The sequence below is a fragment of the Pseudomonas sp. AC211 genome (genome assembly GCF_979258055.1).
In genome coordinates, this window is the sequence record NZ_OZ409830.1 from 1,266,610 (window position 1) to 1,288,777 (window position 22,168).

Annotated in this window: 10 protein-coding genes, 2 tRNA genes, 3 rRNA genes and 5 pseudogenes; 13 read left to right on the top strand and 7 right to left on the bottom strand. The window is 57.1% G+C overall.

The window, feature by feature from the left end; translation table 11 throughout:
• Nucleotides 1-23 precede the first annotated feature (23 nt).
• Together ACZZZP_RS06160 and ACZZZP_RS06165 are read left to right on the top strand one after the other, a co-directional pair.
• Nucleotides 24-704, top strand: a complete 681-nt coding sequence (locus ACZZZP_RS06160; RefSeq protein ID WP_463536363.1) for a putative holin — start codon at nt 24-26, stop codon at nt 702-704.
• Nucleotides 704-1,657: a DUF1353 domain-containing protein gene (locus tag ACZZZP_RS06165; protein WP_463536364.1), complete on the top strand. Its 954-nt coding sequence runs from the start codon at nt 704-706 to the stop codon at nt 1,655-1,657. Before ACZZZP_RS06160 ends, ACZZZP_RS06165 begins: the two co-directional genes overlap by 1 nt.
• Nucleotides 1,658-2,121: 464 nt before the next feature.
• On the opposite strand, the gene ACZZZP_RS06170 is transcribed toward ACZZZP_RS06165, so the two are convergent.
• Complete coding sequence (locus ACZZZP_RS06170) at nt 2,122-2,988, bottom strand: SPFH domain-containing protein (RefSeq protein ID WP_463382149.1); 867 nt, start codon at nt 2,986-2,988, stop codon at nt 2,122-2,124.
• 684 nt (nt 2,989-3,672) lie between these two features.
• Between ACZZZP_RS06170 and ACZZZP_RS06175 the strand changes: the two genes are divergently transcribed.
• The 5 genes from ACZZZP_RS06175 (at nt 3,673) to rrf (ending at nt 8,912) form a co-directional block, all read left to right on the top strand.
• A 16S ribosomal RNA gene (locus ACZZZP_RS06175) occupies nt 3,673-5,209 on the top strand.
• A 128-nt stretch (nt 5,210-5,337) separates the two neighbouring features.
• A tRNA-Ile gene (locus tag ACZZZP_RS06180) sits at nt 5,338-5,414 on the top strand.
• A 26-nt stretch (nt 5,415-5,440) separates the two neighbouring features.
• Nucleotides 5,441-5,516 (top strand) — tRNA-Ala (locus ACZZZP_RS06185).
• 249 nt (nt 5,517-5,765) lie between these two features.
• Nucleotides 5,766-8,654, top strand: a 23S ribosomal RNA gene (locus ACZZZP_RS06190).
• Nucleotides 8,655-8,796: 142 nt separating this feature from the next.
• Nucleotides 8,797-8,912, top strand: a 5S ribosomal RNA gene (gene rrf, locus ACZZZP_RS06195).
• The 16S, 23S and 5S rRNA genes sit together here with 2 tRNA genes alongside, the layout of an rRNA operon.
• Nucleotides 8,913-9,065: 153 nt before the next feature.
• On the opposite strand, the gene ACZZZP_RS06200 is transcribed toward rrf, so the two are convergent.
• From ACZZZP_RS06200 to acnB, 5 genes and pseudogenes are all read right to left on the bottom strand, one after another.
• Nucleotides 9,066-9,509: a thioesterase family protein gene (locus ACZZZP_RS06200; RefSeq protein ID WP_463382150.1), complete on the bottom strand. Its 444-nt coding sequence runs from the start codon at nt 9,507-9,509 to the stop codon at nt 9,066-9,068.
• Between the two features lie 82 nt (nt 9,510-9,591).
• The gene (locus ACZZZP_RS06205; protein WP_463382151.1) at nt 9,592-10,281 is read right to left on the bottom strand and encodes a polysaccharide lyase family 7 protein; all 690 of its coding nucleotides are present in this window, start codon (nt 10,279-10,281) and stop codon (nt 9,592-9,594) included.
• 112 nt (nt 10,282-10,393) lie between these two features.
• Nucleotides 10,394-11,612, bottom strand: a pseudogene (gene alaC, locus ACZZZP_RS06210) (alanine transaminase).
• 84 nt (nt 11,613-11,696) lie between these two features.
• On the bottom strand, nt 11,697-11,984 hold the full coding sequence (locus tag ACZZZP_RS06215; RefSeq protein WP_463536365.1) for a YgdI/YgdR family lipoprotein: 288 nt from the start codon (nt 11,982-11,984) through the stop codon (nt 11,697-11,699).
• A gap of 141 nt (nt 11,985-12,125) precedes the next feature.
• Nucleotides 12,126-14,740, bottom strand: a pseudogene (gene acnB / locus ACZZZP_RS06220) (bifunctional aconitate hydratase 2/2-methylisocitrate dehydratase).
• 332 nt (nt 14,741-15,072) lie between these two features.
• Between acnB and ACZZZP_RS06225 the strand changes: the two are divergent.
• Complete coding sequence (locus ACZZZP_RS06225; protein WP_122496635.1) at nt 15,073-15,549, top strand: DUF1289 domain-containing protein; 477 nt, start codon at nt 15,073-15,075, stop codon at nt 15,547-15,549.
• 58 nt (nt 15,550-15,607) lie between these two features.
• On the opposite strand, the pseudogene ACZZZP_RS06230 reads toward ACZZZP_RS06225, so the two are convergent.
• Nucleotides 15,608-16,471, bottom strand: a pseudogene (locus tag ACZZZP_RS06230) (universal stress protein).
• A gap of 156 nt (nt 16,472-16,627) precedes the next feature.
• On the opposite strand from ACZZZP_RS06230, the gene ACZZZP_RS06235 reads away from it, so the two are divergent.
• The 5 genes and pseudogenes from ACZZZP_RS06235 (at nt 16,628) to ACZZZP_RS06255 (ending at nt 22,100) form a co-directional block, all read left to right on the top strand.
• Complete coding sequence (locus ACZZZP_RS06235; RefSeq protein WP_463382154.1) at nt 16,628-17,239, top strand: MiaE family protein; 612 nt, start codon at nt 16,628-16,630, stop codon at nt 17,237-17,239.
• Nucleotides 17,240-17,406: 167 nt separating this feature from the next.
• Entirely contained in the window at nt 17,407-17,880 is a 474-nt protein-coding gene (locus ACZZZP_RS06240; protein ID WP_463536366.1) for a MarR family winged helix-turn-helix transcriptional regulator, read from the top strand.
• Complete coding sequence (locus ACZZZP_RS06245) at nt 17,877-19,343, top strand: efflux transporter outer membrane subunit (RefSeq protein WP_463536367.1); 1,467 nt, start codon at nt 17,877-17,879, stop codon at nt 19,341-19,343. Before ACZZZP_RS06240 ends, ACZZZP_RS06245 begins: the two co-directional genes overlap by 4 nt.
• Nucleotides 19,344-19,348: 5 nt before the next feature.
• Nucleotides 19,349-20,537, top strand: a pseudogene (locus tag ACZZZP_RS06250) (HlyD family secretion protein).
• Between the two features lie 31 nt (nt 20,538-20,568).
• Nucleotides 20,569-22,100: pseudogene (locus tag ACZZZP_RS06255) on the top strand (DHA2 family efflux MFS transporter permease subunit).
• Nucleotides 22,101-22,168: the final 68 nt, after the last annotated feature.

The following is a 22,168-nucleotide window of genomic DNA, read 5'->3' on the forward strand; positions in this document are numbered from 1 at the left end:
CGCACGGCTAAAGGAGCCTTTCCATGACTGATCTCGCAACCGCCGGAGCGATTGGCGCAACAGGTGTTACCGGCGGTGTGGGGGTGCTACTCGTCCCCGGCGTCGATCCGTTTGTGGTGTTGGGGGCCTTCGCTGGGGCGCTGTTCTTCATCACCATGGCCCGCGATCCATCGTTTCTGGCCAGCGTCGGCTATCTGCTGTCCAGCTGGATTTTCGGGATTGTTGTTGCCGGCGAGGTCGCTGCACGCGGCCTGCCAATCACCCCACCGCTTGCCGCCCTGGTGAGCTCTGCGGTGTTCGTTGTCCTGGCCACCGGCTTGATCGAGTGGATGAAGGGCGGCAAAGCACCTTTCTGGTTCCGTTTCATTCCCGGCTTAGGGGTAAGAAAGATGGTTGATCCCATGACTTTGCTCACCGCGCTGGTGTGCGCTGCTATCTGTGTGCGCCTGATTGCCTTCCGCCGTAACGACGCCCGCCACCGTGTGGGTGTTTCGCTTATGGCTTGGGCGTTGGCTGCTGCCACCGGATGCCAGGCCATTGCCTCGCTGCTGGGCATCTACCCGGTGGAGTCGCCCTTTGTGCTGGTGGTACTGGGCGTGATCTGCGGGCTGGTGTTCCGTGCTCGCGGCAACCTGGCCAGCATCCTGCGCATCGACTGGTCATCGGCCTGGAACGGGCGGGACCGCCGCAGGAGCACGAAGTAATGGCGCGTTTATCTGTGAACGAGGCGGGTGGCCGCAACGTCCTGGCGTACCTCGATGCGTTGGCTTGGTCCGAAGGCACGTCGACCAGCAAGCACACCAAAGACGATGGCTACGACGTGGTGGTTGGCGGCATTGATAGCCCGAACACTTTCAGCAGCTACCGCGATCACCCGGCGGTGTTGGTCACGGTGAATCGCAAGGGCCTGAAGTCCACAGCCGCCGGCCGATATCAACTGCTGCTGCGCTACTACCGCGCCTACAAGGTGACGCTCAACCTTCCGGACTTTTCCCCCGTCAGCCAAGACAAGGTCGCAATTCGGCAGATCAAGGAACAGGGCGCGCTGCTGGACGTGATCGCCGGGCGCATAGATTTAGCTGTGGATAAGTGCCGGAACATTTGGGCCAGCCTGCCAGGTGCCGGCTACGGCCAGCGTGAACACAGCCTTGAAGACTTCGTCGCCCACTTCATCGCCGCTGGCGGGAGCCTTGCCAAATGGAGATATCCGTATTTCGATGGGCCGTGTGTACTGGTGTACGACGCGGCGGCAAGTGAGGCGCTGGGGAAAGATCACTGGCGACGGCAGCGCAGCTACAACTTTGTGTTGAGTGAGCGCCAGCACGTGCATGTGCCGGCCGGTGGACTGACCGACAAAGGATCAATCCCCATGCTGCTCAACAACCTGGTGCCGCGTGACGGGAAGTTCGAACAGGCCTATGACATGCACGACCAGCTCTGCGAATACCTGTCGCTGACCGTGAACGGCAGACCATTCGCCATCACGCGGGAGCGCTGCGACTCGCTGCTCTATGTGGCAATGCAAGTGCTCAAGGGCACCGACGTGGAAATCGGGAAGGTGAGGGCAGGGGTGGATTCCTACCGGCAGTTGGCCTGCGTTACGGAGCCGAGCACCACGGAGTTGAAAAGAAAGCTTGAGGCGGTATGGATTGGGTGAACGTGCCCAGAACGGGCGAGGCGGGGTTGCGTGACTATTGCGTGACTCTCTCACGCATCTATCAGCATTACTGGGCAGTCGGTTGCAGCGAGCGCCTGTAAATACAGCGGTTTTAGTGGGTGCCTGGAGGGACACTCGGGCATGGGGTGCTAGGGGTCGAGTGTTCGAATCACTCCGTCCCGACCATATTTATCTGAGAGATCCAGTCATTTTGCGGTGACTGGATTTTTTTATGGGTAAGTGTTTTTGCCCGGCCCGGCGGTCGCGGCGGGTGGGTATCGCGGCTGTTGCTAGTCGGGGCGAGCGCATGGCGCCCGTGGTTAATGTCCAGTCCCGACAGTAAGCATGTTGGCGCCGCGTCATCAGGCTGGAAGGCGCGCTGGCCAATAACTAGCGATCCGCTTTCGGGGTGCTAAGTAAAAAAGGCCAGCTTAGCTGGCCTTTTTAGCGTTTTGAGACTGGCGTTATTCGCTTCGCTTCGTTGCATCAATGAAGGGAAGGGCGCTATTGGGAAGCATCGTTGTGGGCAGGGTGCCGTCCCAGCGTTCGGCCTTGGTGAGTTCCACCAAGTTTTGGTTGCTGGCAAGTGCTTGCGCTCTTGCTTTAATTGCATCTGCTTCCGCCTCGCCGCGCAACCGAGTTGCCTCGGCGTCGGCTTTGGCCTCGGCAAGCTTGGAGTCGGCTTCTGCTTGCGCCTGGGTCACGCGAATTTGAGCCTGGACCTGTTCGGTAGCTAGCATCTGCTCGCGGGTTTTTACTTCGACTTCAGCCTTCATTCGCAGAGCGATTGAGCGCTCGTAGTCGTCGCTAAAGTCAATGTTCTCCACCTGAACGCCGTCAATCACCACGGGGCCGTTGATCGACTCTTTAATAGCACGAGCCACATCAGCGACAAACTTGCCTCGTTGCTGGACGGCAGTAACAGCATTGTACTGGCCGAACACGTTCTCGACTTGCGTGGGAACTTGGCGGCTGATCAGGCGGCTGACGAGCCCTTCAAGATCCTGGTACTGCGTGTAGACCTTGGAGACTTCGCCGGGCACCACGTGCCAGGAAACAGAAACCTGGAGGGTCGCGGTTTGTTGGTCCTTGCTGTAGGCCTGCAACTCTCTATAGGACGTCGCCTGGCTTTGCACTGAAATGAACTTTACGGTTTCAATGAAGGGTGTCTTGAATGACAGGCCTGGCTCGACGACGCCAACCAGAGCGCCGTTTCGTAGAAGTACACCTCGCTCAGTCTCATCGACTGTGTACCAAGAACTGAAGAACACCCCAAGCATAACCAGCACTACTGCGGCTATTCCGATCGCCTTGCTGTTGAGCCCCTGCATATCTCTTCCTTATATAGGTTTCGTGTAATCAGTCAGCATACGCTCCGCCGAACTTCGTAGCGTATAGGGAGTGCGCGGGTAGGTCTGCTAAATAAGTCACTTCTGCTGGAAGTGCGTTACCAGTGGGGTCTTTGAAGAATTTTCCAGGAATGCCTTGACGGCTTTTTCCAGGTGCTTATAATGCGCACCTCTTCCGGCGCGGAAGGTTCCTAAAAGTTCTTTCTAATCAATAGGTTAGGTTGAAATTGAGGGTTGCAAAGCAGAGCGATCTGCGTAGAATGCGCCGGGCTGATGAGGTTGAAGGTTGGTCTTGTTGGTCGGTCGAGTAAGTTGATCGAAAAGCGGTAAATGAGGTGGTTGACAGTGGTTTGAAACGCTGTAGAATTCGCCTCCCGCTGACGAGAGACTGAAGTTGATCTGAAGCGCAAGCGGTTGAGTTTGAAAAGAAATTTTTTCGAAATCGCTTGACGGAATAAGAGGCTGCTGTAGAATGCGCGCCTCGGTTGAGACGAAAGGCTTAACCAACTGTTCTTTAACAACTGAATCAAGCAATTCGTGTGGGTGCTTGTGAGGTAAGACTGATAGTCACCAGATTATCAGCATCACAAGTAACACTCGTTAATTTGAGAGTTTTTTGCGATTGCTGAGCCAAGTTTAGGGTTTTCACAAAACCCAGATATGTTTGAACTGAAGAGTTTGATCATGGCTCAGATTGAACGCTGGCGGCAGGCCTAACACATGCAAGTCGAGCGGATGAGAGGAGCTTGCTCCTTGATTCAGCGGCGGACGGGTGAGTAATGCCTAGGAATCTGCCTATTAGTGGGGGACAACGTTTCGAAAGGAACGCTAATACCGCATACGTCCTACGGGAGAAAGCAGGGGACCTTCGGGCCTTGCGCTAATAGATGAGCCTAGGTCGGATTAGCTAGTTGGTGAGGTAATGGCTCACCAAGGCGACGATCCGTAACTGGTCTGAGAGGATGATCAGTCACACTGGAACTGAGACACGGTCCAGACTCCTACGGGAGGCAGCAGTGGGGAATATTGGACAATGGGCGAAAGCCTGATCCAGCCATGCCGCGTGTGTGAAGAAGGTCTTCGGATTGTAAAGCACTTTAAGTTGGGAGGAAGGGTTGTAGATTAATACTCTGCAATTTTGACGTTACCGACAGAATAAGCACCGGCTAACTCTGTGCCAGCAGCCGCGGTAATACAGAGGGTGCAAGCGTTAATCGGAATTACTGGGCGTAAAGCGCGCGTAGGTGGTTCGTTAAGTTGGATGTGAAATCCCCGGGCTCAACCTGGGAACTGCATTCAAAACTGTCGAGCTAGAGTATGGTAGAGGGTGGTGGAATTTCCTGTGTAGCGGTGAAATGCGTAGATATAGGAAGGAACACCAGTGGCGAAGGCGACCACCTGGACTGATACTGACACTGAGGTGCGAAAGCGTGGGGAGCAAACAGGATTAGATACCCTGGTAGTCCACGCCGTAAACGATGTCGACTAGCCGTTGGGGTCCTTGAGACTTTAGTGGCGCAGCTAACGCATTAAGTCGACCGCCTGGGGAGTACGGCCGCAAGGTTAAAACTCAAATGAATTGACGGGGGCCCGCACAAGCGGTGGAGCATGTGGTTTAATTCGAAGCAACGCGAAGAACCTTACCTGGCCTTGACATGCTGAGAACTTTCCAGAGATGGATTGGTGCCTTCGGGAACTCAGACACAGGTGCTGCATGGCTGTCGTCAGCTCGTGTCGTGAGATGTTGGGTTAAGTCCCGTAACGAGCGCAACCCTTGTCCTTAGTTACCAGCACGTTATGGTGGGCACTCTAAGGAGACTGCCGGTGACAAACCGGAGGAAGGTGGGGATGACGTCAAGTCATCATGGCCCTTACGGCCAGGGCTACACACGTGCTACAATGGTCGGTACAAAGGGTTGCCAAGCCGCGAGGTGGAGCTAATCCCATAAAACCGATCGTAGTCCGGATCGCAGTCTGCAACTCGACTGCGTGAAGTCGGAATCGCTAGTAATCGTGAATCAGAACGTCACGGTGAATACGTTCCCGGGCCTTGTACACACCGCCCGTCACACCATGGGAGTGGGTTGCACCAGAAGTAGCTAGTCTAACCTTCGGGAGGACGGTTACCACGGTGTGATTCATGACTGGGGTGAAGTCGTAACAAGGTAGCCGTAGGGGAACCTGCGGCTGGATCACCTCCTTAATCGACGACATCAGCTTCCTTATAAGCTCCCACACGAATTGCTTGATTCATTGCGAAAGACGATAGGGTCGTCCTAGAGGTTTTAGGAGGATCAGTGACGAGTTGTCAGCCTAGTAGCCCGAACAATTGGGTCTGTAGCTCAGTTGGTTAGAGCGCACCCCTGATAAGGGTGAGGTCGGCAGTTCGAATCTGCCCAGACCCACCAATTGTTGTGGAAGAAGCCTCAGATACGGGGCCATAGCTCAGCTGGGAGAGCGCCTGCCTTGCACGCAGGAGGTCAACGGTTCGATCCCGTTTGGCTCCACCACGACGACACGTAAAGTTCAGAATTGAGTATTCGCCTGTTGGCTGAATATTGAATTCTGGTCTTTGACTAGAAAGTATTATCGTTCTTTAAAAATTTGGGTATGTGATAGAAAGATAGACTGGATAGCACTTTCACTGGTGTTTATTCAGGCTAAGGTAAAATTTGTGAGTTCTCTTGAGAGATCAAGAGTATTTCGAATTTTCGGCGAATGTCGTCTTCATAGTATAACCAGATTGCTTGGGGTTATATGGTCAAGTGAAGAAGCGCATACGGTGGATGCCTTGGCAGTCAGAGGCGATGAAAGACGTGGTAGCCTGCGAAAAGCTTCGGGGAGTCGGCAAACAGACTTTGATCCGGAGATGTCTGAATGGGGGAACCCACTTAACATAAGTTAAGTATCTTGCACTGAATACATAGGTGTAAGAAGCGAACCAGGGGAACTGAAACATCTAAGTACCCTGAGGAAAAGAAATCAACCGAGATTCCCTTAGTAGTGGCGAGCGAACGGGGACTAGCCCTTAAGTTGATTTGAGATTAGCGGAACGCTCTGGAAAGTGCGGCCATAGTGGGTGATAGCCCTGTACGCGAAAATCTCTTATCAATGAAATCGAGTAGGACGGAGCACGAGAAACTTTGTCTGAATATGGGGGGACCATCCTCCAAGGCTAAATACTACTGACTGACCGATAGTGAACTAGTACCGTGAGGGAAAGGCGAAAAGAACCCCGGAGAGGGGAGTGAAATAGATCCTGAAACCGTATGCGTACAAGCAGTGGGAGCCCACTTTGTTGGGTGACTGCGTACCTTTTGTATAATGGGTCAGCGACTTATATTCAGTGGCGAGCTTAACCGAATAGGGGAGGCGTAGCGAAAGCGAGTCTTAATAGGGCGTTTAGTCGCTGGGTATAGACCCGAAACCGGGCGATCTATCCATGGGCAGGTTGAAGGTTGGGTAACACTAACTGGAGGACCGAACCGACTACCGTTGAAAAGTTAGCGGATGACCTGTGGATCGGAGTGAAAGGCTAATCAAGCTCGGAGATAGCTGGTTCTCCTCGAAAGCTATTTAGGTAGCGCCTCGTGTATCACTGCTGGGGGTAGAGCACTGTTTCGGCTAGGGGGTCATCCCGACTTACCAAACCGATGCAAACTCCGAATACCAGCAAGTGCGAGCACGGGAGACACACGGCGGGTGCTAACGTCCGTCGTGAAAAGGGAAACAACCCAGACCGTCAGCTAAGGTCCCAAAGTCATGGTTAAGTGGGAAACGATGTGGGAAGGCTTAGACAGCTAGGAGGTTGGCTTAGAAGCAGCCACCCTTTAAAGAAAGCGTAATAGCTCACTAGTCGAGTCGGCCTGCGCGGAAGATGTAACGGGGCTCAAACCATGCACCGAAGCTACGGGTATCACTTAGGTGATGCGGTAGAGGAGCGTTCTGTAAGCCTGTGAAGGTGAGTTGAGAAGCTTGCTGGAGGTATCAGAAGTGCGAATGCTGACATGAGTAACGACAATGGGTGTGAAAAACACCCACGCCGAAAGACCAAGGTTTCCTGCGCAACGTTAATCGACGCAGGGTTAGTCGGTCCCTAAGGCGAGGCTGAAAAGCGTAGTCGATGGAAAACAGGTTAATATTCCTGTACTTCTAGTTATTGCGATGGGGGACGGAGAAGGCTAGGCCAGCTTGGCGTTGGTTGTCCAAGTTTAAGGTTGTAGGCTGACTGCTTAGGTAAATCCGGGCGGTTAAGGCTGAGAACTGATGACGAGTGCTCATTAGAGCGCGAAGTGGTTGATGCCATGCTTCCAAGAAAAGCCTCTAAGCTTCAGATAACTAGGAACCGTACCCCAAACCGACACAGGTGGTTGGGTAGAGAATACCAAGGCGCTTGAGAGAACTCGGGTGAAGGAACTAGGCAAAATGGCACCGTAACTTCGGGAGAAGGTGCGCCGGTGAGGGTGAAGCATTTACTGCGTAAGCTCATGCCGGTCGAAGATACCAGGCCGCTGCGACTGTTTATTAAAAACACAGCACTCTGCAAACACGAAAGTGGACGTATAGGGTGTGACGCCTGCCCGGTGCCGGAAGGTTAATTGATGGGGTTAGCTAACGCGAAGCTCTTGATCGAAGCCCCGGTAAACGGCGGCCGTAACTATAACGGTCCTAAGGTAGCGAAATTCCTTGTCGGGTAAGTTCCGACCTGCACGAATGGCGTAACGATGGCGGCGCTGTCTCCACCCGAGACTCAGTGAAATTGAAATCGCTGTGAAGATGCAGTGTATCCGCGGCTAGACGGAAAGACCCCGTGAACCTTTACTATAGCTTTGCACTGGACTTTGAATTTGCTTGTGTAGGATAGGTGGGAGGCTTTGAAGCGTGGACGCCAGTTCGCGTGGAGCCAATCTTGAAATACCACCCTGGCAACTTTGAGGTTCTAACTCTGGTCCGTTATCCGGATCGAGGACAGTGTATGGTGGGTAGTTTGACTGGGGCGGTCTCCTCCTAAAGAGTAACGGAGGAGTACGAAGGTGCGCTCAGACCGGTCGGAAATCGGTCGTAGAGTATAAAGGCAAAAGCGCGCTTGACTGCGAGACAGACACGTCGAGCAGGTACGAAAGTAGGTCTTAGTGATCCGGTGGTTCTGTATGGAAGGGCCATCGCTCAACGGATAAAAGGTACTCCGGGGATAACAGGCTGATACCGCCCAAGAGTTCATATCGACGGCGGTGTTTGGCACCTCGATGTCGGCTCATCACATCCTGGGGCTGAAGCCGGTCCCAAGGGTATGGCTGTTCGCCATTTAAAGTGGTACGCGAGCTGGGTTTAGAACGTCGTGAGACAGTTCGGTCCCTATCTGCCGTGGACGTTTGAGATTTGAGAGGGGCTGCTCCTAGTACGAGAGGACCGGAGTGGACGAACCTCTGGTGTTCCGGTTGTCACGCCAGTGGCATCGCCGGGTAGCTATGTTCGGAATAGATAACCGCTGAAAGCATCTAAGCGGGAAACTAGCCTCAAGATGAGATCTCACTGGGATCTTGAATCCCCTAAAGGGCCGTCGAAGACTACGACGTTGATAGGTGGGGTGTGTAAGCGTTGTGAGGCGTTGAGCTAACCCATACTAATTGCCCGTGAGGCTTGACCATATAACACCCAAGCAATTTGCTTAGCGCAAATTGATGGTGTGAAGACGATACAAACCGAAAATTCGGCAAACACACAAATTACCCGCAACACCATCACATACCCAATTTGGAGCTGCGCTAACGCGACGCTCCACCCGAATTGCTTGACGACCATAGAGCGTTGGAACCACCTGATCCCATCCCGAACTCAGTAGTGAAACGACGCATCGCCGATGGTAGTGTGGGGTCTCCCCATGTGAGAGTAGGTCATCGTCAAGCTTAAATTCCAAACCCCCTACTCGTGAAAACGGGTAGGGGGGTTTGTTTTTGGGCGCGGAAAAGTGAATCGCGCGCGGCGAGCTGCCTCTAATTAAAGCCTCGCCCGGCCAGTTGTTCTGTTTCTAACGAACAACTGGCAGGGCAAGCTCAGCCTTAGTCCAGCCAATTAACTTTGCTGAACTTGCCCGAGAAGTCTTCAGGCATTGAGACGACTTTCGAAACGCTGTAATCAAAAAACACGAACCCTGATTTAGCCATCGCTATCAAGCTGCCATCGGCCGGCCGCGTGATACGGAAGGTGATATCGCCCCCGTATTTGTTGAAGTCCATTACTCCCACTTCAAACAGCAGTTGGTCGCGAGCATGTGCTTCGGCTTTATAAGTGGTGGCGAGGTCGGTAACGATTATTCCGAGTCCCGCGCCATTGGTTTCTTGAATGCCGAAGTCAAACAGGAACCGCGCTCGCGCCTCGGAAATCATGGAGATCATCGAGTCATTGCCCAGATGGTTGCCCGCATTTATATCGGTGACGCGAACGGTCAGGTGTGTGCTGTAGCAAAACTGGTTTTCAGGAAATACGAGTTGCAGGCGGGCCATTTCAGTCTCTATAGCGTTTTCGAAAGTGGCGCCATTTTACGGCTCCATCGCGGCCAATAGCAGCCCATCCGCCATACAGCGACTATTGATGAACGCTGTTAAGCCAATAAAACGTAACCCGTCCCCCTTCGTTCTGCGGTCCGTAGTTGTCCTGAATGTAAGCGCCGGCTTTGAAGTAAAAGCGCTGGTTACCCCAGTAGCCGCTCAATTGGCGGTAATACGAGCCGGCGTCGCCATCTTTGCTCTGGACGCGTATGCCGAGCTTTCCTGATGGCGTCAGACGCAGGTCATAGCTAAACCGCTCATTGAGTTGCACGTTCTCGGCAAGAAGGATGTTCTCCACAGCGCGATCACCAGGGCGCTTGCGCAGCAGCGCTTCAAGCCGACCAACGCCTCTCAAGTAGTGATACTGCAGTTTAAGCAGCGGATCATTCTGGCTGCCCGGCTGATCGTCGCTGTGAATCTGTCCAATCACGATTTTGCCTTTGCTGGGCACTTGGTTAACCGTGAGCACGGCACTGAGGTAGTTATCCGCAGTTTGGTACGGCCAATAACTCAGCGTCCCGTCTGTCTTAGTTTCCCTTAGTTCAGCACGTGGATAATGGGCGTCTTCGGTGGTCGATCCGGAAACCGGAACCCAGAAGGTGACGCTGCCATCGGAATGACGGCGAAAATACTGGCTTTGGTAACCGTTGTTGAGGCGGGCGGTGTCGATGGCTGTTGCAGATTCGGTGGCGGGTACGGCGAGGTTCCAGGTGGTCAGATCAATCATTAACTGTCCTTAACGCTAGTGAGGAAAGCCCCCCTTGGGTTACCCGGTTCAGGACAAGTTCAGCGCGGCAGGATGAGCGGCTACGGTTATTCGACGGTAGCCGCTATGGGTTCTACGAGTCGGCTTTCGCTTTGGCGAGCAGCCCGTCAGCACGGAACATCGCTTTGATACCCCGCACAGCTTGGCGGATTCGGTCCTGGTTCTCGATCAGGGCGAAGCGCACATGGTCGTCGCCGTAATCACCAAAACCCAGCCCTGGCGACACACACACCTTCGCCTCAGCCAGCAGCTTTTTCGCAAACTCAAGCGAGCCGAGTTTGGCGTAGGGCTCCGGAATTTTTGCCCACACGTACATGGACGCCTTAGGGTTATCCACCATCCAGCCCGCCTCATGAAGGCCACGCACCAATACATCGCGACGCTGCTGATAATTGGCGGTGATTTCGTGCACGCATGACTGATCGCCTTCCAGCGCAGCGATCGCCGCCACCTGCAATGGCGTGAAAGTGCCGTAGTCGTGGTAGCTCTTGATTCTGGCAAGGGCGTTAACCAGTTCAGGGTTGCCGACCATAAAGCCAATGCGCCACCCGGCCATGTTGTAGCTTTTGGACAGCGTGAAGAACTCCACCGCAATATCCTTGGCGCCGGGCACTTGCATGATCGATGGTGCTTTCCAACCGTCGTAGACGATATCGGCGTAGGCCAGGTCGTGAACCACCAGCACGTTGTACTGATTGGCGAGCGCGATGATGCGTTCGAAGAAGTCCAGCTCCACGCACTGCGCGGTAGGGTTGGAGGGAAGCCGATGATCAGCATTTTGGTTTCGGAATACTTTCCCGAATGGCGCGCTCCACTTCGGCGAAGAAATCAACGCCAGGCACCAGCGGTACCGAGCGCACCTGAGCGCCAGCGATGACCGCACCGTAAATATGAATCGGATAACTTGGGTTAGGCACCAACACCGTATCGCCCTGATCCAGCGTGGCCAGCATCAGATGCGCCAAACCCTCTTTGGAACCAATGGTGACGATGGCTTCGTTTTCCGGGTCGATGTCGACCTGGTAGCGATCCTTGTACCAGCGCGAAATTGCCCGGCGCAGGCGCGGAATGCCGCGGGAAGTCGAGTAGCCGTGGGTGTCTTCCCGCTGGGCAACCTGTACGAGCTTTTCCACGATATGGGGCGGGGTAGCGCCATCCGGGTTGCCCATACTTAGGTCAATGATGTCCTCGCCGCGGCGACGAGCCGCCATCTTCAGCTCAGCTGTGATGTTGAAAACATAAGGGGGGAGACGATCAATGCGCGCGAAACGGCGCGAAGCTTGTTCAGCCATGTGTTCCTCGAAGACGTAAGCGCCCGGAACCGTCCGAGCGACGTTGGCCAGTGCGCTGGCCAGTCGCGAAGATAGGTGGCGCCGTTACGCTTGTCGAGAGGGCATCGAAAATTTCAACTGTCTGTACCGCATGAATAGCTCTCGCTCACCCCAACGCACGATCAGCGTTCCAGCATCTGCTTCACGGATGACTGCGGAATCTGTTGCTTGCGTCCTTCGCTGTCTTCGAACTCCAGCATCCCAGGTGTCTTCGTCCAAGTCCGGTTTGCCATCGCTAGTGAGCATCTGGCCGTCAGTGGTGGTGATGATGTATTCGCTTGAGCAACCCGACAGGCTAAGCAGGCAAAATGCGGCAAAAGTCCAATGTTTCATGGTGAGCTCCCCAATCGGTAGATAAGAGCGCGCTTCAAGGCCGCGCCACGGTTTTTACCCTAGCAGCACTCGAGCGCTGCGCCAGCGCAGGCATAAAAAAAGCCCCGCACTAGGCGGGGCTCTTTTTGAAGCGGCGCTTCGTTACGCTTGAACAACCGGAATCTGAGCGTTTGCCGCAGCGTCGCGGAATTCCGCGATCTGGTCGAAGCTCAGGTAGCGGTAAACGTCGGCAGCCATGCTGTCGATGCTTGCGGCGTATTCCATGTACTCGGCAACGGTTGGCAGCTTGCCGAGGATGGACGCCACAGCGGCCAGTTCAGCGGATGCCAGGTACACGTTGGCGCCATCGCCCAGACGGTTCGGGAAGTTACGGGTCGAGGTCGACACAACGGTCGAGTTCGCCGCAACGCGTGCCTGGTTACCCATGCACAGCGAGCAACCCGGCATTTCCATACGCGCGCCAGCCTTGCCGTAGATGCCGTAGTAGCCTTCTTCGGTGAGCTGATGAGCGTCCATCTTGGTCGGCGGCGATAGCCACAGACGAGTAGGAATCGAACCTTTGACCTTGTCGAGCAACTTGCCGGCAGCGCGGAAGTGGCCGATGTTGGTCATGCACGAACCGATGAACACTTCGTCAATCTTCTCGCCCTGAACGGTCGAGAGCAGACGGGCGTCGTCCGGGTCGTTTGGCGCGCAGAGCACAGGCTCTTTGATGTCGGCCAGGTCGATTTCGATGACTTCGGCGTACTCGGCATCGGCGTCAGCGAGACAGCAATTCCGGATTGGCCAGCCAAGCTTCCATCGCCTGAGCGCGACGTTCCATGGTGCGGGCATCGCCGTAGCCTTCGCTGATCATCCAGCGCAGCAGGGTGATGTTCGACTTCAGGTATTCAGCAATGGCTTTTTCCGGCAGCTTGATGGTGCAACCAGCAGCGGAGCGCTCGGCAGAGGCGTCGGACAGCTCGAAAGCCTGTTCAACGGTCAGCTCGTCCAGACCTTCGATTTCCAGGATGCGGCCGGAGAAGGCGTTGATCTTGCCCTTCTTCTCGACGGTCAGCAGACCTTTCTGGATGCCGTAGTAAGGAATCGCGTGTACCAGGTCACGCAGGGTGATGCCTGGTTGCAGCTTGCCTTTGAAACGAACCAGTACCGACTCCGGCATGTCCAGCGGCATTACGCCAGTGGCTGCAGCGAAGGCGACCAGACCGGAACCTGCCGGGAACGAAATACCGATCGGGAAACGGGTGTGCGAGTCACCAATCGCGTGCCGACGGTGTCTGGCAGCAGCATACGGTTCAGCCAGCTGTGGATGATGCCGTCGCCAGGACGCAGCGACACGCCGCCACGGGTGCGGATGAAATCCGGCAGGGTGTGGTGGGTCGTGACGTCGATGGGTTTCGGGTAAGCAGCGGTGTGGCAGAAAGACTGCATTACCAGGTCAGCCGAGAAGCCCAGGCACGCCAGGTCTTTCAGTTCGTCACGGGTCATTGGACCGGTGGTGTCCTGAGAACCGACGGTAGTCATTTTCGGTTCGCCAGTAGGTGCCAGGACGAATGCCCTTGCCAACTGGCAGACCGCACGCCTTGCCGACCATTTTCTGCGCCAGGGTGTAACCCTTGCCGGTGTCGACCGGGGCTTCTGGCAGTTTGAACAGGTCGGTTGGGCCCAGGCCCAGCTCGGCGCGCGCTTTCTCGGTCAGGCCACGGCCGACGATCAGCGGAATACGGCCACCCGCGCGAACTTCATCCAGCAGAACCGGGGTTTTCAGTTCGAAGGTGGTGAGGACTTCATCGGTACCGTGCTTGCACACTTTGCCAGCGTGCGGGTACAGGTCGATGACGTCGCCCATGTTCATGTTCGATACGTCGAACTCGATAGGCAGTGCGCCGGCGTCTTCCATGGTGTTGTAGAAGATCGGAGCGATTTTCGAGCCGAAGCAGAAGCCACCGGCACGTTTGTTCGGTACGTACGGAATGTCGTCGCCGAAGAACCACAGCACCGAGTTGGTGGCGGATTTACGCGAAGAACCGGTACCCACCACGTCACCGACGTAGGCAATCGGGAAGCCTTCGCCGCGCATGGTTTCGATCTGCTTCATCGGGCCGATGGAGCCTTGAACGTCCGGCACGATGCCGTCGCGAGCCATTTTCAGCATGGCCAGGGCGTGCAACGGGATGTCTGGACGAGACCAGGCATCAGGAGCAGGCGACAGGTCGTCGGTGTTGGTTTCGCCGGTTACTTTGAACACGCGCAGGCTGATTTTGTCAGCCAGGGTTGGGCGCTTCTGGAACCATTCGCCGTCAGCCCACGATTGCAGCACGCCTTTAGCGTGAGCGTTGCCGTTTTTGGCTTTTTCGGCCACGTCGTGGAACGCATCGAACATCAGCAGGGTGTGCTTGAGTTGCTCGGCTGCGGTAGGGGCGAGCTCGGCGTTATCCAGCAGCTCAACCATGGTGGCGATGTTGTAGCCGCCTTGCATGGTGCCGAGCAGTTCAACGGCGCGTTGTTTGCTGATCAGCGGCGAGTTGGCTTCGCCCTTGGCGACAGCGGAGAGGAAACCGGCCTTCACGTAGGCAGCTTCGTCTACGCCCTGGCGGTACGCGGTTGGTGATCAGGTCAACGAGGAATTCTTCCTCGCCTGCAGGCGGGTTTTTCAGCAGATCAACCAGGCCGGCAGTTTGTTCGGCGTTTAGCGGCTGGGGCACGATACCCTGAGCTGCACGCTCTGCAACGTGTTTGCGATAGGCTTCAAGCACAGTTATTACCCTCATCAGTGGTCCCATAGGGTTGTCCGGGACGCATCCAGAAGCTGCTTTCAAAGTTTTACGCCTGCAGGACGTTTAGATGAGGGCTGGCTGGACTACCGGCGAATCGTGGTAACCCAGCCAACTGCGTTCCTGCGGGATTAACTGTGCTCGTGACGCTTTGAAAACAGCTTCTAACGGACATCACGCCTAAGAATGGCCCGGCGATTCTACTGGAAAAGCGCAGTAAAGGTAAGACAAACCCCTACAACCTCCGGGGTGACCCCCTCTAGACAAAGGGCTAAGATGCCGGCCTGTTCCTGCCTTTCTGTCACCGTCTGCCTATGTCCAATCACCGCATAAAAACGCCCTGCGTCGGCCTGTGTTCCACCGTGTATGGGGATCTGGTCTGTCGCGGCTGTAAGCGTTTTCACCATGAAGTAGTGAATTGGAACCTGTATACCGATGAAGAAAAACGCGCCGTGTGGTTACGCCTGGAAATTCTTTTGGTTCAGGTGATGGCCGCCAAGGTCGACGTGTTTGACGCTGCGCGGTTGCGTCAGCAGCTTGAACAACGGCAGATCCGGTTTGTGCCTGAACAATCGGAATACTGTTGGGCCTACCAGCTCATCGCCCGGGGCGCGCGGGTGATTAACCAGTTGGAGGCTTACGGCATGGTGCTGCTGCCAGAGTTTCGCAACTGGTCGCTGCCGGAACTGCGCGACGCCATCGACCGCGAATTCTTCCTGCTGTCCGAAGCCCACTACGACCGCTACATCGCCCCCCGCTTCTTGCGCGAAGGCGTCGAAAGCCGCGTGTAAAGGCGTAAAAAAAAACCGCCTACAGCAGGCGGTTTCTAAGGGCGCGATAACGCGACGATTAACGTTGTGCCACCAACTCCTCCAAGTGCGCGATCACCGTGTCCGGTTTAAGTACCAGCACATCGCTCTCCAGCTGATCCAGCACCACCTCGGCCGTGTTGCCTATCAACGCGCCGGAAAGCCCGGTGCGTGCCACTGTGCCCATTACCGTCACCACGGCGCCGAGCTTTTTCGCCGTGAACGGAATCATCACATCGGCCGGTCCTTCCATGATGTGCAACTGCTCGTCGCCGAAGCCGAATTCCTCTTGGAAGGTTTTGCACCGCTCGCGGTAGCGGGCTTCGATGGTTTCGCTCAGTTGAAACACTGGATCGGCCGAAGCCAGCATCGGCGAGGGTGAGCATTGATGACGTGCAGGGTGGCTTTGGCCAGCCCGGCAATTTCAAAGGCGTGGTTGATGATGCTGGCATGCAACGCTCTGTGCTCACCGTCGCTATTCCCAACATCGACAGCGGCCAGGATGACTCCCTGTGTCCACGGCCGTTCGGTTTTCACCATCAGTATCGGGCAGGGCGCATACCGCAGCAGCTTCCAGTCTTCCGGCGTGAGAATGGCTTTTTTCAGAGGGCTGTCTGGGCGATGGTCTTTGATAATCAAGCCGCAGCCTTCGGCTTGCTGAACCTGGATAACCGTTTGGTGCAGGTTGTCATGCCAGGTTTGCTGGCTGGAGGCGCTGTAACCCTCTTCACGCAAACCGTTGCCTAGAACGTCTAGCAAGCCGGAATGGTCGATGCTTCTTGTCGCATACCAATAGGTGCAGATGCGACTGGGTAACGCCGGCAATCAGCTTCGCGCGTTTCAGTGCGTGGCCTTCGGGATGGTCGGGTTCGATAATCACCAGAATGCTGCGAACGGCTTGCATGGTCGTGTCCTCACTGTCTATCGGCATGGTCGTGCGGCGGCACTATAGGTTTAGCTCAGCGCTGCGCTGAATGATGTGGATCAACCGTTTCCCACGCGCGTTACAGCAAACACCGCCGTATAATCCGCCGCCTGCCCAATAGCCCAGCCGTGATTTATGCCTGTTCTTCCTGAAATCGACGCCTTCCTGCTTTGCCCCACGCCCGCCAGTTGGGTGGAAGCGGCACTGAACAACCTCGATATCCTGTTGATCGACCACGCCAACAATGAAAAGAAGGCCGCCGGCTCGGCGTTTCAGTTCATGTTCCAGTACAGCAACAAGCTGGACCTGCAGAACAAGATGTCCCGCCTGGCCCGCGAGGAGCTGCGTCATTTCGAGCAGGTGCTGGGCTTGATGAAAAAGCGCGGTATGCCGTGGTTCAACGTCGGCTCGGCGCGCTACGCCGGGGCACTGCGCAAGCTGATTCGAAACCACGAACCCTATCGCCTGACCGACTCGCTGCTGGTGGGCGCCATTGTAGAGGCCCGCTCCTGCGAGCGTTTCGCCGCCTTGGCGCCGCACTTGGACGAGGAGTTAGGCAAGTTCTACAGCAGCTTGCTCAAGTCCGAAGCGCGACATTTTCAGGACTACCTCAAACTCGCCTACCAGTACGGCGACGAGGCGGACATCCAGCGCAAAATCGCTGAGATCGCCGAGAAGGAACGCGAGCTAATCGAAAGCCCGGATCCTGACTTCCGCTTCCACAGCGGCGTTCCTGCTGCCGCTTAAGCGCGCCTTTTCCTCTCCGCTAATCAGAAGCCGCCCGAAAACCATCGGGCGGTTCGATGTTTCCTATCAGGAAATTCCGATAGTGGCCTAAGTATTTTCGTTGACTTTAACTGCCTGGGCAGTAAATTGGATGCCACTACCTGCCTAGGCAGCTATCGGTGATTCCAATGACCCATTACACCCCCGAAACTTTCGAATACGTGCGCATCGGCATGCTGGTGGGGCGCGCTGCGTTGCTCAAAGACCGCATTCTCGACAGCTACCTCGTGCCTCACGGCGTGACGGCCGCGCAGTTCAAAGTGCTGATGATCGTCTTGCAGGGCTACGACACCCCGGCGGAGTTGTGCCGCCACTTGTCCCTGGACAGCGGCTCGATGACACGGATGCTCGACCGGCTTGAGCAGAAAAACCTGATCAGCCGCACCCGCAGCGAAAGCGACCGTCGCCAGGTGCGCCTGTCGCTGACCGATGAAGGCCGTGCCCTCAATGCGCTGCTGCCGACCATTGGCGCCGCTGCCATGAACGACTTCACTGCCGCGCTGACGGCTGCCGAACTCGAAACGCTCGAAGGGCTGCTGAAAAAGATGCTGCTGGCAGCGGGCGACTCGATCGTGATTGAACGCCTCGGGGGTGACGCATGAATCGCTCCCTGAAAACCGGGTTCAGCCTGACGTTCGCCGCCCTGCTGTTGGCCGGCTGCGCTAACTATCGCGGCCTTAGCACCGAAGGCGAAAGCCTGGACGCGCAGACCTTGAAAGCGGGGCAGAGTCTGCAAGGCATCACCCTGTCACCGGCGGCCTGGCCGCAGCGCGATTGGTGGACGAGTCTTGGCGACAGCGAACTCGATGCGCTGATCAACGAGGCGCTTCGTGACAGCCCCGACATGCAAATCGCCAGCGCCCGGGCGCATCAGGCCAGCGCCGCCGCGTTGGGCGCTGATGCCGCACGCATGCCCAACGTGAACGCCCAAGCCAGCGTCAGCCGTTCACGCCTGGCTCGCGACCAAGATCCGCTGGGGCAGGGTGGCGCTTACAGCACCTTGCGCAGCGCCCAGCTCGGCTTCGACTACAGCTTTGACTTGTGGGGCGGTGAGCGCGCCGCGTGGGAGTCGGCATTGGGCCAGGCCCGCGCTGCTGAAGTGGATCGCCAGGCCGCGTCGCTGACCCTCGCCGCCAACGTGGCCCGCGCCTACAGCAATTTGGGGCAGGCCTATATCGTTCGCGACCTCGCCCAGGAAGACGTGAAGCGCACGCAAGAAATGCTCGACCTCGGCCAGCGCCGCTTGCAGTCGGGTATCGACAGCGAATACCAATACCAGCAAACCGAAAGCCTGGCTGCCAGCTCGCAAGAGCAGCTGATCGACGCTGAAAAACGCCTGCAAAGCGCACGCGTAGCCATGGCCGTGTTGTTGGGCAAAGGGCCGGATCGGGGTAACGAAATTGCCCGTCCGGCGGTGCTGCAGCCCAGCGCCGTGGCGTTGCCGTCATCGCTGCCTGCCGAGCTGCTGGGGCGGCGCCCCGACCTGGTCGCCGCGCGCTGGCGGGTTGAAGCGGCGAGCAAAAACATTGAGGCCGGCAAGGCGCAGTTCTACCCCAACCTGAACCTCACCGCGGCCGCTGGAACCCAGTCGTTGCTGGGCGACTCCCTGTTTGGCGCACCGAGTCGGTTTTTCAATATTGCCCCTGCCGTGTCCCTGCCGATTTTCGACGGCGGCCGTCTGCGCGCGGATCTGGACGGACGCGACGCCGACTACGACCTGGCCGTGGCGCAATACAACAAAAGCCTGATCGCCGCACTCAACGACGTCAGCGACACCATCAATCAGCTTCAGGCCATTGCCCGCCAGATCGTCGCCCAGCAGCGCGCCACCGACGTGTCGCAGCAGTCGTACAACACGGCGGTACAGCGCTTCGGCTCGGGCATCGGCAGTTACCTCGATGTATTGACCATCGAGCAGCAATTGCTCCAGTCGCAACGCCAGCTCGCCAGTCTGAATGCCGAGCGAATCGATTTGTCGATCCAACTGATGCAGGCCCTCGGCGGCGGTTACCAAGGCGAGCACCTCGCTGCGAGTAACGCCCCTCTGTCTGAACAAACAAGGTAATTGCCATGGCTACTCCTACCGCAACTTCCGAACAAACCAACGCCAATCCAGGCAAACGCAAAGCCCTGCTGTTGGGTTTGCTAGTCGTGGTTCTGGTGGCCTGCGCCGGCACGTGGGCCTGGTATCACTTGTATGGCCGTTTCAGCGTCGACACCGACGATGCCTATGTAAACGGCAACGTGGTCTCCGTTACGCCACTGGCCACTGGCACCGTGATTAGCATCGGTGCTGACGATGGCGACTTGGTGCAACAAGGCCAGGTGCTGGTCAAGTTCGACCCCAACGACGCCGAAGTCGCCCTGCAAAGTGCCGAAGCCAACCTGGCCCGCACCGTGCGCCAAGTGCGCGGTTTGTACAGCAATGTCGATGGCTTGAAAGCCCAGGTAGTGGCGCAAAAGGCAGCGGTGCAAAAGGCGCAGGAAAACTACAACCGCCGCAAAACCCTGGCGGCGAGCGGGGCGATTTCCCAGGAAGAACTGTCCCACGCCCGCGATGACCTGACCGCCGCACAAGGCTCCCTGAGCGATGCCCAGCAGCGCCTGAACACCAGCAGCGCCCTGGTCGACGACACCAGCGTGGCCTCGCACCCGGACGTTCAGGCCGCCGCCGCGCAGTTGCGCCAGGCGTTCCTGGAAAACGGGCGCACCACGCTGATCGCGCCGGTCACCGGTTATGTGGCCAAACGCACCGTGCAGCTGGGCCAGCGCGTGCAGCCGGGCACGGCATTGATGGCCGTGATTCCGCTGGACCAGCTGTGGATCGACGCCAACTTCAAAGAAACCGAGTTGGCTGAGATGCGCATCGGCCAGGCCGTGCACATCACCTCCGACCTTTACGGCGACGACGTCACCTTCAGCGGCACCATCGACAGCCTCGGCGCCGGCACGGGCTGGCGCGTTCGCCTTGCTGCCTGCGCAAAACGCCACCGGTAACTGGATCAAAATCGTGCAGCGCGTGCCGGTTCGTGTGGTGCTCAACCCCGAACAGCTGCGCGAGCATCCGCTGCGTATTGGTTTGTCGACACAAGTGGATGTCGATCTGCATGACCAAAGCGGCCCGGTGTTGGCGCAAAAAGCGCGGCAGCAGCCGGCCTTTGAAACGGACGTGTACCAGCAGCAACTGTCGCAGGCTGACGCGTTGATTCAGCAGCTGATTCAACAGAACAGCGCCGTGGCTAAAACCGCTCAGCGTTAATCGCCAGGCGTTGCGCCCGTCAGGAAAAGCCATGGACACCAAAGCGTCATTCACACCGCCCAGCTTGCTGCTCGCCACTATTGGCCTGTCGCTCGCCACCTTTATGCAGGTGCTCGACACCACCATCGCCAACGTGGCGTTGCCCACCATCTCGGGCAACCTGGGCGTCAGTGCGGGCAGGGCACCTGGGTGATCACCTCGTTTGCGGTGAGCAATGCAATCGCGCTGCCGCTCACCGGCTGGCTGAGCCGACGTTTTGGCGAGGTGAAGTTGTTTTTGTGGGCCACGCTGCTGTTCGTGCTGGCCTCGTTTCTATGCGGTATCTCCCGCTCGATGCCTGAGCTGGTGGGTTTTCGCGTGCTGCAAGGCATCGTCGCCGGGCCGCTTTACCCGATGGCGCAGACGCTGCTGATCGCCATCTACCCGCCGTCTAAACGCGGCATGGCCATTGCCTTGCTGGCCATGGTCACGGTGGTGGCGCCGATTGCCGGGCCGATTCTGGGCGGCACCATTACCGACAGCTACAGCTGGCCGTGGATTTTCTTTATCAACGTGCCGATCGGTCTGTTCGCCGCGTTCGTGGTGCGTCAGCAACTGGCTGCGCGGCCGGTGGTCACCAGCCGCCAGCCCATGGACTACGTGGGCTTGATGGCATTGATCGTGGGCGTCGGCGCCCTGCAAATCGTGCTCGACAAAGGCAACGACGCCGACTGGTTTGAATCGACTTTCATCATTGTCGGCACCGCGATTTCCGTGGTGGCCCTGGCCTTCTTCGTCATCTGGGAAATGACCGACGCCCACCCGGTGGTCAACCTGCGCTTGTTCGCCTACCGCAACTTTCGCTACGGCACGCTGGTGTTGGTGCTGGGCTATGCCGCGTTCTTCGGCATCAACCTGATCTTGCCGCAGTGGTTGCAGACCCGGCTCGGCTACACCGCCACCTGGGCTGGCTTTGCCGCCGCGCCACTGGGAATACTGCCGGTGCTGCTCTCGCCCTTCATCGGCAAGTACGGGCCGCGATTCGACATGCGCTTGCTGGCCGGTCTGGCATTTCTGGCCATGGGCTTGAGCTGCTTTATGCGTGCCGGCTTTAACACCGAGGTGGACTTCCAGCACATCGCCCTGGTGCAGTTATTCATGGGCATCGGTGTGGCGCTGTTCTTTATGCCGACGTTGACGATTTTGCTGTCGGACCTGCCGCCGAATCAGATCGCCGACGGCTCGGGCTTGGCCACCTTTCTGCGCACGCTGGGCGGCAGCTTCGCGGCGTCGCTCACCACCTGGATCTGGATCCGTCGCGCCGATCAGCACCATGCCTACATGACCGAAAGCATCAGCGTGTACGACCCCGCCACGCGTGAGGCCTTGCACAACCTCGGCGGCGCCGGTGCCCAAAGTTATGCGCAACTGGATCAGATGGTCACAAGCCAGGCGTACATGCTCTCGACCATCGACTACTTCACCTTGCTGGGCTGGATGTTTATGGGCCTGATCGTGATTGTCTGGCTGGCCAAGCCGCCGTTCACCGCTAAAGCCGGGCCAGAAGCCAGCGCCGGGCATTAACGGTATATAGAGTGGGGGAGCGAGCTTGCTCGCGAAGCTGTTGATCCCAAGAGCTTCGCGAGCAAGCT

What these genes read in the sequence shown, in the direction of transcription:
- ACZZZP_RS06200 (WP_463382150.1), bottom strand. Translation starts at nt 9,509, where the DNA reads ATGGCCCGCCTGCAACTCGTATTTCCTGAAAACCAGTTTTGCTACAGC.
- ACZZZP_RS06235 (WP_463382154.1), top strand. Translation starts at nt 16,628, where the DNA reads ATGCCTGTTCTTCCTGAAATCGACGCCTTCCTGCTTTGCCCCACGCCC.
- ACZZZP_RS06165 (WP_463536364.1), top strand. Translation starts at nt 704, where the DNA reads ATGGCGCGTTTATCTGTGAACGAGGCGGGTGGCCGCAACGTCCTGGCG.
- ACZZZP_RS06240 (WP_463536366.1), top strand. Translation starts at nt 17,407, where the DNA reads ATGACCCATTACACCCCCGAAACTTTCGAATACGTGCGCATCGGCATG.
- ACZZZP_RS06205 (WP_463382151.1), bottom strand. Translation starts at nt 10,281, where the DNA reads ATGATTGATCTGACCACCTGGAACCTCGCCGTACCCGCCACCGAATCT.
- ACZZZP_RS06225 (WP_122496635.1), top strand. Translation starts at nt 15,073, where the DNA reads ATGTCCAATCACCGCATAAAAACGCCCTGCGTCGGCCTGTGTTCCACC.
- ACZZZP_RS06245 (WP_463536367.1), top strand. Translation starts at nt 17,877, where the DNA reads ATGAATCGCTCCCTGAAAACCGGGTTCAGCCTGACGTTCGCCGCCCTG.
- ACZZZP_RS06215 (WP_463536365.1), bottom strand. Translation starts at nt 11,984, where the DNA reads ATGAAACATTGGACTTTTGCCGCATTTTGCCTGCTTAGCCTGTCGGGT.
- ACZZZP_RS06160 (WP_463536363.1), top strand. Translation starts at nt 24, where the DNA reads ATGACTGATCTCGCAACCGCCGGAGCGATTGGCGCAACAGGTGTTACC.
- ACZZZP_RS06170 (WP_463382149.1), bottom strand. Translation starts at nt 2,988, where the DNA reads ATGCAGGGGCTCAACAGCAAGGCGATCGGAATAGCCGCAGTAGTGCTG.